The 14,720-nt window shown below is 50.6% G+C and carries 14 protein-coding genes; 1 reads left to right on the top strand and 13 read right to left on the bottom strand.

Annotation, left to right across the window (positions count from 1 at the left end; genetic code table 11):
• Positions 1-2: 2 nt before the first annotated feature.
• The 13 genes from IT084_RS08180 to IT084_RS08120 form a co-directional block, all read right to left on the bottom strand.
• On the bottom strand, positions 3-1,412 hold the full coding sequence (locus IT084_RS08180) for a nitrogenase component 1 (protein ID WP_195712362.1): 1,410 nt from the start codon (positions 1,410-1,412) through the stop codon (positions 3-5).
• Positions 1,399-2,796 (bottom strand): nitrogenase iron-molybdenum cofactor biosynthesis protein NifE, encoded by a 1,398-nt coding sequence (gene nifE / locus IT084_RS08175; protein ID WP_195712361.1) that lies wholly within the window; start codon positions 2,794-2,796, stop codon positions 1,399-1,401. Before nifE ends, IT084_RS08180 begins: the two co-directional genes overlap by 14 nt.
• Positions 2,797-2,828: 32 nt before the next feature.
• Positions 2,829-4,214, bottom strand: a complete 1,386-nt coding sequence (gene nifK, locus IT084_RS08170) for a nitrogenase molybdenum-iron protein subunit beta (RefSeq protein ID WP_195712360.1) — start codon at positions 4,212-4,214, stop codon at positions 2,829-2,831.
• A 97-nt stretch (positions 4,215-4,311) separates the two neighbouring features.
• A complete protein-coding gene (nifD, locus tag IT084_RS08165) occupies positions 4,312-5,940 on the bottom strand; it encodes a nitrogenase molybdenum-iron protein alpha chain (protein ID WP_195712359.1) in 1,629 nt (542 codons plus the stop codon).
• Positions 5,941-6,034: 94 nt separating this feature from the next.
• Positions 6,035-6,415, bottom strand: coding sequence for a P-II family nitrogen regulator (locus IT084_RS08160; RefSeq protein WP_195712358.1), 381 nt, complete (start codon positions 6,413-6,415; stop codon positions 6,035-6,037).
• Positions 6,416-6,426: 11 nt separating this feature from the next.
• A complete protein-coding gene (locus IT084_RS08155; RefSeq protein WP_195712357.1) occupies positions 6,427-6,756 on the bottom strand; it encodes a P-II family nitrogen regulator in 330 nt (109 codons plus the stop codon).
• Positions 6,757-6,804: 48 nt separating this feature from the next.
• On the bottom strand, positions 6,805-7,623 hold the full coding sequence (gene nifH, locus IT084_RS08150; RefSeq protein WP_195712356.1) for a nitrogenase iron protein: 819 nt from the start codon (positions 7,621-7,623) through the stop codon (positions 6,805-6,807).
• A 488-nt stretch (positions 7,624-8,111) separates the two neighbouring features.
• Positions 8,112-8,993, bottom strand: a complete 882-nt coding sequence (locus IT084_RS08145) for a homocitrate synthase (RefSeq protein WP_195712355.1) — start codon at positions 8,991-8,993, stop codon at positions 8,112-8,114.
• Positions 8,994-9,396: 403 nt separating this feature from the next.
• Positions 9,397-10,008, bottom strand: coding sequence for an FmdE family protein (locus IT084_RS08140; protein WP_195712354.1), 612 nt, complete (start codon positions 10,006-10,008; stop codon positions 9,397-9,399).
• Between the two features lie 216 nt (positions 10,009-10,224).
• Complete coding sequence (locus IT084_RS08135; RefSeq protein WP_195712353.1) at positions 10,225-10,461, bottom strand: hypothetical protein; 237 nt, start codon at positions 10,459-10,461, stop codon at positions 10,225-10,227.
• 50 nt (positions 10,462-10,511) lie between these two features.
• A complete protein-coding gene (locus tag IT084_RS08130) occupies positions 10,512-11,078 on the bottom strand; it encodes an HPP family protein (RefSeq protein WP_243276843.1) in 567 nt (188 codons plus the stop codon).
• A 340-nt stretch (positions 11,079-11,418) separates the two neighbouring features.
• Positions 11,419-11,628: a hypothetical protein gene (locus tag IT084_RS08125; RefSeq protein WP_195712352.1), complete on the bottom strand. Its 210-nt coding sequence runs from the start codon at positions 11,626-11,628 to the stop codon at positions 11,419-11,421.
• Positions 11,629-11,890: 262 nt separating this feature from the next.
• Positions 11,891-13,993, bottom strand: a complete 2,103-nt coding sequence (locus IT084_RS08120; protein WP_195712351.1) for a sigma-54-dependent Fis family transcriptional regulator — start codon at positions 13,991-13,993, stop codon at positions 11,891-11,893.
• A gap of 543 nt (positions 13,994-14,536) precedes the next feature.
• On the opposite strand from IT084_RS08120, the gene IT084_RS08115 reads away from it, so the two are divergent.
• Positions 14,537-14,713 (top strand): hypothetical protein, encoded by a 177-nt coding sequence (locus IT084_RS08115; RefSeq protein ID WP_195712350.1) that lies wholly within the window; start codon positions 14,537-14,539, stop codon positions 14,711-14,713.
• The last annotated feature ends 7 nt before the right edge of the window (positions 14,714-14,720 follow it).

Below are 14,720 nucleotides of genomic sequence, written 5' to 3'. Positions count from 1 at the left end.
CCTCAACTTCCTACAGAGCATTGATTATTTTCTTCAACTCCCCGGTAAAATTTTTGATACATGGAGGAACGGTAGTTTTTAAGTTTATTTTCCAGCAGCGTATTGGTAATCCGGTCCAAAAACATGGTGGTGCCCACATAGCCCACCGACAGCAACCGCTGCCCCCCTACCCGGTCGTGGATGGGAAAACCGGTCCGAACCAGCGGGATGCCTTCTTTTTCCGTCAGATATTTGCCGTCCGAATGGCCGATGGCGATATTAACACCCATATCCCTGCAACAGGCCCGGATTCGGGTGAAGTCAGCCTCATTTACAACGCGCACTTCAAGGGGACACTCCGCCACCACCGGCTTGAGCAACTCCTCCAGCCTGGCGCTCCTGCTGCCCGTTGCCACCACCGCCGGAAAAACTCCGTTTTCCACGCACACCTTAACCACAGCGTATACCAGCTCAGGCTCGCCGAAGACCACGCTCCTGCCCCGGGCATTGTATTTATGGGAATCAATCATGCAGTCCAACAGCCGGCCCCTTTCCTGCTCCAGGATGACGGGTATTTTGCCGCCGGTCAGCCGGGCCAGCAGGTTAACCAGCAAGTCCGTATTTTCAATGCCCATGGGCACGGGCAGGTTATACAGGGGTACGCCGAATTCGTTTTGTAGATAATGCCCCGGCGAGATACTTTCATCCACCGTCACACCCAGCTGGATGGTGGCCGCAGCCCCGGGCATTTGCTCGATATCAGCAAGCCTGGTGCCCCCCTCGGGTATTTTTTTGTAAGTGCGGGTGTAAGGACTATCCAGGGTATCCGAAAAATCGGGTACCAGGGTATACTTAACCCGCATCAGCTCCAAGATCCGCTTGATTTCCCGGATATCGGCGGGGCTAAGATTGGGGACGATGACATTGATGCCGGCATGCTTTTCAGTTGGCCGGGCCAGTTTGGCGACAATTCTTTTAACCGCCAGCCAGTAACCTTCGGCATGACTGCCCCCGTAGCCGGGCGTGGAAACGGTAACCAGGGGGAAGTCCGCCAGTCCCCGTTCATGCAGGTAATCCCGGGCTATTCCGTCGATATCCTCGCCGATTGTTTCCGCCAGGCAAGAGGTGAGCACGCCGATCAGCCGGGGCCGGTATACCTTCCGGATATTGTCCAGGGCCTGTTTTAGATTTCCGGCGCCGCCGTAAATGGTCCCCTTTTCATTGAGGGAGGAAGAACCCACGTCAACCGGTTCGTTGAAATGCTCGGCGATATGCCGGCGCATGTACGTGCTGCAACCCTGGGACCCGTGGATAATCACCATGGACTGCTCGATTCCCTTGAAGGGGAGAATCCCGCCCATGGGCATGCACATATTGCAAGGGTTCTCGTTGACGTTCCGGCAGTGCCGGGTGTTAACCTCATTCCTGTGCATGTAAAACACCTCCCATGCCCCGGGTATATTTCCAGACCGGGGAGCATACCGTTGAATAAACTTCCCGGGCGAAATTAATCGCGCCCACGAACCCGCTCAACGGGTGCTTGCGGTCGTGGTTGTGATCGATAAAGGCCACGCCCAGCTTGTAAGCCAGCGGCCTCTCCTTGACGCCGCCCACCAGGAGGTGGGCGCCTTTTTCCAACATAAATTTTTCCAATTCCGAGGGGTTGGCGTCGTCCAGGATGACCGTTCCGTCATCGGCAATGTCATGTAATGTTTGGTATTCCTCTTCCCTGCCGGTCTGGGTACCCACCATCACCACATCGATACCGATTTCCCTGAACTGTTTAACCAGCGAAATGGCTTTAAATCCACCGCCCACGTAAATCGCAGCCTTTTTCCCCCGAAGCTTTTCCCGGTATTGCTCTATGACCGGCCTGACCCCGGCCGTTTCTCTGGCGATAAGTTCCTCCGCCCGGCGCATCATTTCCGGGTCTTTGAAAGCGGCGGCAATTTTCCGCAAGGACGCCGAGGTATCCTCCAAGCCCAGAAAGGAAACCTTCAGGTACGGGATGCCATAAAGCTCCTCCATCCGCCGGGCCAGGTAAGCCATGGAACCGGCGCATTGCATGATATTCAGCGACGCCGTTGCAGCTTTTTTCAAGGACTGGTGGGTGGCATCCCCGGTGAACACCACATTCACATCGACTCCCATGCTCTTCAAGTAATTAGTGATAATCCAAGCCTCGCCGGCCAGGTTAAAGTCGCCCAGGTAATTGACGCTCCTCCCCCCGGAGCCGGCTGTTCGGCCCGGGAGTTTACCAGCAGGCAGTTCGATCAGCCGGAGCAGCGCGTCACAAGCAGCCCGGTAACCCGCCGATTTATTGCCGATAAAGCCGCTGGACTGGACGGGAATTACCTCAATGCCGTGCTTTTTGGCCGCCGCCCGGCACACCGCCTCCAGGTCGTCGCCGATCACGCCCACCACGCAGGTGGAATAAACGAAAACCAGGCCGGCGTTATATTTTTCCACCAGCTCGTCAATGGCCCGGGCCAGTTTCTTCTCACTGCCGAAAATCACGTCGTTTTCTTTTAAATCCGTGGAAAAGCTGTTGCGGTACAACTCGGACCCGCTGCTCAGGCTGCCCCTGATATCCCAGGTATAGCTGGCGCAACCGATGGGGCCGTGCACCAAGTGGATGGCGTCGGTGACCGGGTTTAAAACCACTCTGGCACCGCAGTAAACGCAGGCCCGCTGGCTCACACACCCCGCAATGCTATCTGCTTCGCATTTCAACTGGTTTTTTTGCCTGCCTTTCACCACAATGAAAGACTTTCTTTCTTCAACCAACTGATCTTTTAATAAATTTACCGTAGACATATCATCACATCTTTCCATAATAAAGTGTGATCCTACATTACCAGTTCAACATCCTCATCGGCGGCATCCCGTTCCCTCCGGTCCAGCAGGGCATTGCTGATCATTTCCACCAGCCGCATGGCCCCCCTGTAACCCACGATGGGCATATAGTGGTGCATGCCCCGGTCAAGAATGGGGAATCCCACCCGCACCAGAGGTATATCCTCCGCCCGGGCGATATACTTGCCGTAAGTATTGCCAATTAACAAATCAACCGGATCATTCTTGATCCACTGGTGCAGTTCAAACAAATCGCCGGCGGCTTTCACCCTGCCCTCGATACCCGCTTTAGCCAGCATCTCAGTGATTTCCTTTTCAAAAATGTCCTGGGGGCCGCCCAGTGTTCCCCCGGGAGTGCCGGTCAACACATGGACGGGCCGCATACCCAAGCTCAAAACAAACTCAGTCAAACCAATTACGATATCCGGATCGCCGAAGATGGCCACCTTTTTGCCGTGGAACTGGTGGTGGAGGTCAATCATAGCATCCACCAGCTGGCCCCGCTCCTCTTCCAGCGCGTAGGGCACCTCCCGGACAAACTTGCCCCGCAGCGTCATCAAAAACTCATCCGTGGCCTTAATGCCAATAGGTGTCTTTAGAGTCATGGCGGGCACGTTGCATTTTCGCTCCAGCAGGTGGGCGGCATCGCTGGAAGCATAGGCGCCCAGGGCAACGGTGAGCATGGAGTTGCCCGAGTCCCTGATCTCTTCCACCCGGGCGCCCCCTCCGGGGTACATGACAAATTTGCCGGTCATGGGTGAGTCCAGAACACCTGAAGTATCGGGGAACATGATGAATTTGATGCTCATCTTGGTGACCAGCCGCTTGATTTCCCTCATGTCCCCGGGGTTGACAAAACCGGGGATGATATTGACCTGCTCCTTCTTGGTCTCCGAAGTAGCTTCCGCCAGGTAACTGACCATGGCCTTCGTCATGTTGGAAAATCCAGTAACGTGGGAACCCTGGTAGCTGGGCGTATTGGCATGGATAACCAGCTTGCCTTCGGGAATCTCGGCTGATTTTATAATCGTCGGGATATCGTCGCCGATGGTTTCGGACAAGCAAGTGGTATGAATTGCCATCACATCGGGATTATAGATGGCAAAAACATTTTTGATCGCCGTTTTCAGGTTACCACCGCCCCCGAACACTGAAGCCCCTTCGGTAAAGGAACTGGTGGTGGCCATGATGGGTTCCCGGAAATGCCTGGTAAGATGCGACCTGTGATATGCGCAGCAACCCTGGGAACCATGGCTGTGAGGCAGGCAGTTGCGAATACCAAGAGCGGCATACATAGCCCCGATGGGTTGACACGTCTTGGCGGGATTAATTACTCCGCCGCTGCGTTCTTTGATTTCTTTGGGTGTACAGTCTAACATTTTACACTCCTTCCTTCTCTCTCAATTCCTGTCATCGTAGTACAGTCATTTAACGCCTGTCTCGGGCCATTACTAAAACGGGCGCCTTAAATTATTCTCACCCGGCGCAAGTTTCCCCGGCAGCGCACTCCGCAATGGTTCCTTCCAGCAGCGGTCTGTCTTTCCAGGGTGGAACGGCAAAATTCCAGGTAGGCGAGGTAAAACTCATACAGATGTCCCGGGCAAAGTTTACGGCACCCCGAAAACAGTAATAAGGCCCGCTGTAATCATAATTGTGCAACTGCTTGGAAGGTATGCCCATTTTATAAGGTATATATTTGTCCTTAATCCCAGAGGAAAAAATATCGGGCTTGAGGACTTTGATGAATTCTTCGGTTTCATAATGGTTTAGGTCATCCACGATAACGCTGCCGTCTTTCATGTCCGGAATCATGCCTTTGTAGTGACATAGCGGCAGCTTCTCTTTCAGCTCTTCCATTTTCTCCTTGGGTATTTTCAGGCGGTAGCGCCGCTCGTCCGGGGTAACATGCAGGTCGGGAATGTTTTTGCTGTCCGCATCGGGTTTAATGTAGGGCAGCACATCCCGGCCCTCGTAATCGTCCCGGTGGGCAAACTCGTAGCCCGCCAACACCGTTTTAATGCCCAGTTCCTCGTACAAACCCTGGTAGTGATGGCCCCGGGAGCCTCCCACGAAGCAAAATGCTGTTTTGCCCGCGCAAATCTTTCTATACGGTTCCAACTGCGGCTCAATCACCGCCAGTTCCCTGGCGATGACTTCCTCGGTCCGTTTAATCAGCTCCGGGTCGCCGAAGTAAAGAGCCATATTACGCAATGATTCGATAGTGGACCGGATGCCGATAAAATTTACCTTCAACCAGGGCGTTCCGTACTTGGTTTCCAGCATGGAAGCGATGTAGTTGATGGAACGGTGGCACTGAACCAGGTTCAATTGCGCCACGTGGGCGTTTTTCAGGTCTTCGTAAGAGCCGTTGCCGGTCATCACGGCCTGGACGTGGTAGCCGATATCCTTTAAAATCCTTTCCAGTTCCCAGCTGTCGCCGCCAATGTTATATTCGCCCAATATGTTGATGGTGTATTTGCCGGGCGGTTCCTCCCAGTCGCCTTCTCCGATTACATGTTCCATCAAACCGTTGTTGGCAATGTGGTGGCCTGCGGACTGGCTTACTCCCTTATAACCCTCGCAGTTATAAGCGGTGATGTTAATGCCATGCTTTTCCCGCGCCGCCCTGGCCACGGCCTGAATGTCGTCACCGATTAAACCCACGGGACAGGTGGCGGAGATGGTAATGGCATTTGGCTTAAATATTTCCACCACTTCGTCAATCATTCTAGCCAATTTCTTTTCGCCGCCAAAGACAATATCTTTTTCCTGCATATCGGTGGAGACGCAGTAGGTGAGAAAATTTTTCTTCGGGTCTTCTGATTTGGCCTTATTGCGCCGGGTCAGCCAGCTGTAGTAGGCGCACCCAATAGGGCCGTGAACGATGTGAACCACATCTTTCAGCGGGCCCAGAACCACTCCCTTGCAGCCGGCAAAGGCGCAGCCGCGGTTGGTGATAATCCCCGGGACGGTACGGGTGTTGGCTTCGATTTCCTGGTGGCCCTGCGAAGCGTCTCTGATCACAATGTGCTTTTTGCGGTTTCTTTTGACCTTGGCCGGGTACTTGTTCAGTATTTCCTCGAGCGCTTTTTCATTGACAGCCATATAACCGCCTCCTTATATCCGGAAAATAAGTTTGCCGGGGAACATTGAAACCCCGCAAGTTGTTGTTAATAATAGCCGCAAAGCATCATGGATGCTAAATTGCTTCCTCACCGCGTTCACCGGTGCGAATCCTCAACGCATCGTTAATGGGTAGGACGAAGATTTTGCCGTCGCCCCGGTTGCCTTCCTTATTGACATTAACAATCGTGTCTACAACTTTTTTTACATCCCGGTCCTGCACCAGGATTGTCAACAACCGCTTGGGAATCAACCGGGGCCCTTTGGCCAAGCTGTCCGCCACAATGGCCCCAATTTCCTCTCTGGCCCCCAGTTCATCCAGCACGGAAAGATCAACGTGTACTTTACCCCGGCCCATCACCTTCATGGCGTGCATTCCACAGACCCCGATATCGGCCAGGGCTTTTTTGGTAAGGTTTACCTTGTTCATCCGAATTATCGCTATAATTTCTTTCATGGTAGCCCCCCTTAAAGCCCCTTGGTGCCGCTGCTGATGGTATATGCTTCTTCCACCGTGCTCACAAAGATCTTGCCGTCGCCGAAGGCGCCTTTTTCTCCGGTTCTGGCGTACTTGGCAATGATGCTGATCACATCTTCTTTATCTTTTTCGTCCTGCACAACCAGCATAAGTAGATCCTTGGGTATCTCGTCGTAAACCACTTCGCCGACCCTTACTCCCCTTTGTTTGCCGCGGCCGACCACGTCGATCCTGGTTACCGCCGGAAAACCTGCACTATTTAATTCGGACAGGATAAGATTAGTTTTTTCCGGTCGGACGATGGCTCTGATCATGTACATAAACATCACTCCTTAATTTTAGAAATTCTTTTTGTCCAGGGAAAAACATCAGTCCAGGATACCGTAACTCATCATCAATTCCTCCAGCCGGTCCTGGCTCATAGGTTTGGGAATGACGAACATCTGGTTTTCGTCAATATTTTTGGCCAGTGTCCTGTACTCGTCTGCTTGTTTGGCCCGCGGATCATAATCGATCACCGTCTTCTTATTGATTTCGGCTCTCTGCACAATGTTATCCCTGGGCACGAAGTGGATCAGCTGCGAGCCAAGTTCCTCGGCGAATGCCTTCAGGAGTTCGTATTCGTTATCCACTTTCCGGCTGTTGCAGATGATCCCGCCCAATCTTACACCACCGGTATCGGCAAATTTTTTGATGCCCTTGCAGATGTTGTTGGCCGCATACATGGCCATCATTTCCCCGGAAGCCACGATATATATTTCCCGAGCCTTTCCCTCTCGAATGGGCATGGCAAAGCCGCCGCAAACCACATCGCCCAGTACATCATAAAAGACATAATCCAAATCGTCGGTGTAAGCCCCCAGCGACTCCAGCATGCTGATGGAAGTGATGATCCCCCTGCCCGCGCAACCTACTCCGGGTTCGGGACCGCCGGATTCCACGCACCTGGTGTTTCCAAAGCCCAGCCGCATAATATCCTCAAGGTCGATATCCTCCCCCTCATCCCTGAGGGTATCCAAAACGGTTTTTTGGTTTAAACCGTGAAGCAACAGCCTGGTGGAATCAGCCTTGGGATCGCAGCCAACAACCAGTACCTTTTTGCCCGCCTCGGCCAGAGCGGCCACCGTATTCTGGGTGGTGGTGGACTTGCCAATGCCGCCTTTACCGTAAATAGCTATTTGTCTCATAGTGTCACTCCCCCATTTGTTTTGTTAATAAAAAAGCCATTGTAGCATAATGATAAAAGCTACAATGGCATCAACGCCCGGTTTACTGCCGAAGTAAATGCGGAGATAAGCAAATGTTAAAGTAAAGATAAATATAAAAACCGGTAATTATACCGGCATCTTCGCCTAAGCCTTAAATAATACTACAACAATAAACATAAGGCGCCGGCATCATCACCGGCGCCATCGCCTTATCTCCTTCAGACACAACAATGTATCTGGTTGATTACGATTATACCATGGCAATTTAAATATTGCAATACCTATTTTCAATTATTGTTATCATAGAAATGTTAATTTTCATAATAATAGTTTTTATTCTTCATGCTTTACTTTGGTGTTTATTTATTGCTTACTTTCTGTTTTGTTTTGTTATACTTTGAAGCTTGAGGCATGACCAATATTGCCGGTTCCAGGCACAAAAATAATTCCTGATGAAACCTGGTTGATCAGTAGATGTTCGTTCGAGTAGCCTGTAAATTTAATCCCGACGCTAAATGTGGCCGGTTGGCCGCTATAGCCACATAACGGCTCAGGACCGGTAATATATCAAGATTAAAAATACCTGTATTTTTAAAGTTTTTGTGAAAAATCTTTAAGATATCCTCCAAACAGGTATTGCCGGCCCGCTCTCCAAGGCCCCCCACAGTAGTGGTGATATGTGTCGCGCCCGCCGTAAAGGCGGCCACACTGTTTGCCGTAGCCATGCCAAAGTCGTTATGGCCGTGAAACTCAACCGGTATGGACAATTTTTTAACCAGCGCGCCCACCACCCGCCTGGTACTGAAGGGATCAAGTATTCCAACGGTATCAGCGTAACGAAACCTTTCCGCGCCCATTTCCTGCGCCAACAAGGCAAATTCCATTAAAAACCTAAAATCCGCCCGGGAAGCATCTTCCGAACCCACGGAAACACGACACCCATAGTCGAAAGCGTAGCGCATGGCTCTCTTCAGGCAGTCCAGCACCCATTGCTTGTTTTTGCCCAGTTTAACTTGAATATGTAAATCTGATACCGGAGCGGATATATGAATATCCCGGACGCCACAGGCTAATGAAGCCCTGATGTCCGACAGAAGCAGCCGGTTCCAGGATACTACCCTGGCCCTCAGGCCCAAACCGCATATTTTTCTTAGCGCCTGCTGTTCCAACTCTCCCATGATGGGTGTTCCCACCTCTATTATTTCTACCCCGAGCAAATCCAACAACTTGGCAATAGCAACTTTCTCCTTAAGGTTGAAAACCACCCTGGGGGCCTGTTCCCCGTCTCTAAGGGTTGAGTCAACAATAACAGGTCTAGATGTTTTGGACCCATCTGCAATACCAGCCATTTTGACCTTCCTTTCCAATGAACTTGACTGCAAAAAAAATCCCGACACCAAGAGCAGGTGTCAGGACTTCTTTATCCCAGCGATACAACCATGTACCGTCGCGTATAAAGTTATCATACCAAATTTGTAATAAGCCTTAAGACAGTAACTTTAGTAACAACATCTCGTTATTTTTAATATTAATTTTATTATAACCTCAAACCATAAAAAATCAAGTCCAGTGCTCCACTCACTCCAGAAATCCGCCGGATCGCCTGCCGCTGTGGTGTTTTTGCAGTTAAATCAGTCTTAAACTGCCGACCCGCTGAGCCCTTCCCACCCCAACTCCATTGCCCTCCGAGTTGCCGGGCGGCCTTCCGCTGATGAAAACAGGTAAACTTTCAACCTTTCAACACCTGGCACCTTACCAGCCCCGGGAATAATCCTCGAAGCAATCCAGACAAACAAACTTGCCGTCACGCACCCTGGCCCGGGGTTCCATAACTAATTCCCCGCAGCGGGAGCACTTGACCGATGGGAAAATGCGCGCCTTGGAGGGGAAAGTGAAATCAATTTCCTCCACCTTGCAAAACTTTTCTTCAGGCATGTGCAGTATTTCTTCGATGCGCCTGGCCTGGGCCGCCTGGAATCTGGCCTTTTCCTCCTGCGAGGCGGTGCCGCCGAACACCTTTTGGCGCAGTTCCGCCAGCTCCGGATCCGGCCGGTGCAGTATCTCGCCGTTCACCGCAATCCGCAGCGCCCGGTTGCCGTTGCGGCTGCCGAAGGTATAAACCTGTTTGCCCAGGTCGCGGTAAATCAGGTTGCCTTTGCCCAGGGTGCACCCGGTAATAAGCATGACCGCGTCAACGCCGCAGGCATCATTTTCCACTATCGCCACCAGTTCCTCGTCGGGCGAGCGCATTTCGGATAGCCGCTTGAGAGCTATTTCAGACACCCGGTAACCGATGGCCAGGCCGGGACAGGAATGCCCGTGAAATTCTATGGCCTTTTCCCATGGCGTTTTTTCCATACACATTAACCAACACCCCTATCTCATTATTTTGGAAACCAAACAAGCAACAAATTTAAAGGCCACAAAGATGCCTCTCCCTGGAGCAGACCTTCGTGGCCTTTGCCTTCGTTCTTAAAAGTAACTATACCCGTGCGGAATTCAAAATCACACCCGGCTTCGAGCCGGTTTTTTCACTGCTTATGCTACTTGGTTTTAAAAGTTTTGTCAACCCTTTTCATATCAACCCGAGGCGTTCCACACCGGCACCAGGCTGAAAACAGCGTAATAAATTTCATAAAGTCCCACCAAACTAAGATATACATGTTCAACATGATATGTTATGATGAAAAAAATGACCTCACCGGGTTTTAAAAGCAAGTTCATCAATACAAGACCGTCCCTGTCCAAAAGCTTTCTCGCGATTACTCCCCGGGGGGTGGTAAAAGTTAAAATCTCCGGAATTTTAATAATCTCCACAGTTCAAAATCCTCCTTTGATGAAACGTATTTTATCAGGATCATTATGTATTAAAACCAGTAGTGCGGGTACTTATGTTCTCTGGACAAATTATTGATTACCAGGGCGATCAACACCAGGCAAACAGCGCCCAGCCCAACGGGGGAGAAAATAAACCCGAAATCCTGCCCCGTATATACCGCTACAAATGCTGTAGCCCCGCCGGGCGGGTGCAGCGTATAGGTTACGGTCATGACCAAAATGGCCAGCGTCACTCCCAGGGCGATGGCCCACCAGGGGTTCCCGAACAACTGGTATACGGTAACTCCCATTATCGCGGACACCAGGTGACCACCCACCACGTTTCTTGGCTGAGCCATGGGGACATGGCAGGCAGCGTAAAGCAGCACCGCCGTGGCCCCGAACGAGGGCAAAAGCACTGGCAACTGGTAGTACGCGGACAATAGTGCCACCAGGCCGATCCCGGCAAAACTGCCCGCCGCGGAAACCAGCAACACCAGGGGCGTCAACCTTGGCAAGTCAGCGCACCTGCCCGCTTTCATCTTGCAAAGATATGCCTTGACGACTGCACCGGGATACACCCGGCACTCCTCTATTTGTTCCATTGGCTCTCTCATTTTACAACACCTCTTAAAATCAAGTATGATTTGATAAAAATAATGATAAACTTTTCCCATCCCCGGGGCTGTTATCAACCTCACTGCCCCGGTGTGATTAACATCACTTTTCACCAAATTCATGGCGTCATCCAATATTTCCCGGGTGTAAACACCCGAACATTTTGTTAACTGCTATAACAAGGAAAATCATCAAAATAAAAGGGAACCGTCGATATATTACGGGTAGAACAAAAATCAGGGACCGGCATGTCCGGCCCCTTTTGATATTCCGTTAAGTTATCAAACAAAAGCCCCGGCGCGTTAAAGCAGACCGGGGTCTTTATGATCAGTTCAGTGCTTATATTTTTACCGGCACATCAGCTCGCCGTGCTTTCTCAACAGATTCCCGGGCAATTTTGACTTCGCGTTTCCCCCGGGTACCAACCGAGAAAGACGGGTAGGTGTTACCTTTGTAAAAAAATACTTTAGCCACAAAGAAACCATTTAAAAAGACCATGAACAAACTTAATAAAATTACAATAATTAGCGATGACGCGCCGTCATCCATAAGAACTAATCCACTCTCCTTTTAGATCAAGGTATTGCTCCGCAGCCGGCCAACCAATATGCCATACTTATAATACCAGATTTATAAACTTTAATAAAACCCCCTTTATGCCCCTGGCGGTCGGATACCCCCGCCTGGTTTTCCTTATTGCGTTTTTTCAACACTTTGTTCATAATATCTAACCCGCACCCAACCGCTGAAAAACTTGCGCCGCAATAATTATTTATGCCGGGTTGCCCAAGTTTATACCTTCACCGTTCAATTAGATGGCCAAACCGTGTTCCCTCAACCGGCTGATTTTTCGTGTTAGGGTCGACTGGTCCACTTTTAATACGCGGGCGGCCTTGTTGGCGCTCCCGAATTCCTTGATGGCGTTGCTGATCAACTGGCTCTCCAATTGCATCACGGCTTTTTTTAGCGGCATAATCCCTTTCACGTATACTTCGGGTTGCTGTTGTCCAAGATTTTCAAAAACATAAGACGGCAGGTCGCTTACTGTAATTTCGGAACCCGGCGTCGTAACCATCAACCTCTCGATCATATTATCCAATTCCCGAACGTTTCCGGGCCAGTGATAGTTCAGGAAAGCTTCGTAAACCCGGGGGTCAATTTTTTTTTGGATGCCGTACTTGTTTTCGTATCTTTGTTTAAAAGCGTGCACCAGCGGAATTATATCTTCCTTGCGTTCCCTGAGCGGCCATATTTTCAGCGGCACCACGTTAATCCTGAAATATAGATCCTCCCTAAACCTTCCCTCCTTGACCATGGTTTCCAGGCAGCGGTTGGTTGCAGCCAGGATCCGCACGTTTACCGGCCTTGGCTTGCTGCCGCCAACCCGGAGCACCTCCCTTTCCTGGATGACCCTGAGCAGCTTGACCTGGAAGCCTGGGGGCAACTCCCCGATTTCATCAAGAAAAAGCGTGCCGTTGTGCGCCAGTTCAAACATTCCTGCTTTGCCCTCCCGGTTGGCGCCGGTAAACGCGCCCCGCTCGTAACCGAAAAGCTCCGATTCCAGCAGGTTCTCCGGGATGGCCCCGCAGTTTACGGTAATAAACGGGCCGTCTTTGCGCTTGCTTTGACTGTGAATCGTCCTGGCGATAATTTCCTTGCCCACGCCGGATTCCCCCAGAATCAACACCGTGGAATCCACCGCAGCCAGGCGCGAGGCCACCTGCAGCAGTTCACGCATTTTGGGTGAGTGAAATACCAGACCTTCCTGGTTGAACAGCTTCCCCCGCAATTGAGTCAGTTCATCCTGGTAGCGTTCGCTCAGTTCTTTCGTTTGTTCCAGTTGTTCCCTTAAATTGTTTAACTCGGTCAGGTCGCGGATATTGACTACGATACGCAGCACTTTCCCGTCATGGTCCCTGACCGGGCTTCCCGTAATCAGAAAATGCTTTTTCTCCACCATCGTTACGGGCTTACCCTCCCGCATCACCGCGTCCACAATGGAACGTGAATAAACGCCCGCCGTTACAAGATCGGCCATGTTTTTACCCAGGATTTCGGACGAGGGAACGCCGGTAATCCGTTCGTGGGCACGGTTGGCCTTGAGGATTGTGCCCTCCGGATCGGTTAATAAAATGCCGTCATAAGAAGATTCGATAATCAGTTCGAGTTTTGTATTCAGCTGTTTGACCGATTTAAGTTCCTGTGAGATTTGCTCCACTTCGGAAATATCCTGGAATATGGCCACGGCGCCCACGATTTGGCCGTTTTCGTAAATTGAACTGCGATTGGTCAGGTAAGTGCGGTTGCCGCTGGTGTAAGTAATGGGGGGTTTGCACTCGGACTGGCTTTGGCCGTCCTTTAAATAGTCCAGCAAACCTTGCGGGTTGATCACCTCTGAAAGATGCCGTCCCATGGCGTAACTTTTAGGACGCCTGGTCATCTTCTCCGCCGCCCTGTTATACAATGAAATGATGCCCTGATTATTAATGGCGATAATACCGTTGTTAACGGAATCCAGGATGGTGTCCACCTGCAACAGAATCCAGTTGGCCTTGTTAAAAAGCTCGACCACCACCCTGTACTTATCCAGCAAACCGATCAGCCGGCCGTCTTTGTCGACAACCGGAAAAACCTTGCCGTGCAGCGCCCAGGCGTCCACCAGGGAAGAATCCTCCCGCAGAACACATACCCGGTCGCGCATCAATGAAGTCACCGCCGCGCCGGGCCGGGCCAAAATTTCGGGGCCGGATTCAATTATGTCGTCCCTGGTGACCACCCCCACAATTTGGCCGTCCGGCTCCACCACCGGCAGCCCCACTGTACCGTGTTTCCGGATCAATCGCCACGCCTTCACAACCGGATCACGCGGGGACAGGCTTATTTCCAGCGGGGTCATGATATCCTTAACCAGCATGTAGATACCCCCTTTGCCATTAACTTGCTTAAATGACCGGCAGCTGTATAACAAAGCTTTCTTGTGACCCGGATGATAAATTATTCCCGGGCTACTTACAAAGCAAATGTGATGCCGGGATCAACAAGTAATGAATTTGCAAAACCCTGCGAGTAACTTTTTCAACCCTTATGCATTTTTACATAACCTATGTATTTTTGCAAATTAATTTAACCTGCTTTGCTCACTGCTTTTTTGTCAGGTTATTATGCAATAATGCATAATCGTTAATGCCTAACCCCAGCTTTGGTTTGTTGCCGTCGTCGTTATGAAATTGTTCTGAACCAGGAAATCCCGGTTTATTAAAACCCTTGTTACTTTCTATTAATTTAATTCTCCATCTGGCACGCGAATTGCTCTTATTAATTTTTAACCAACCCAAATAAGTTCCTTTGTATACTGTACACAGGAGGTGGCTAAATGTAAATAACTTATAAGGACATAAACTGTAATTCCCAAATAAAGAGCGTAAAAAATTTTAGAATTAAGGGGGGTTTTTAAATTATGAATATTTCTGAAGCCGTAATCATAGCCCTGTTGGTATTTGCACTCGGAGCGGTAATTTCATTTATGGTGGCAGCCCTGATCAAGGGAATTTTCGTGTGCATCCGGTTGCGCGAAACCGTGAAAATCAAGTCAAAGGAAAAATGGCAAGGAGTTACAGCGGCATCCAAATCTTAACCCGGTC

Source organism: Desulfallas sp. Bu1-1, assembly GCF_015594625.1.
Lineage (GTDB): Bacteria > Bacillota > Desulfotomaculia > Desulfotomaculales > Desulfallaceae > JADNRQ01.
The sequence above is the reverse complement of the archived record's forward strand: the minus strand, read 5'-3'. Positions and strand labels throughout refer to the sequence as shown.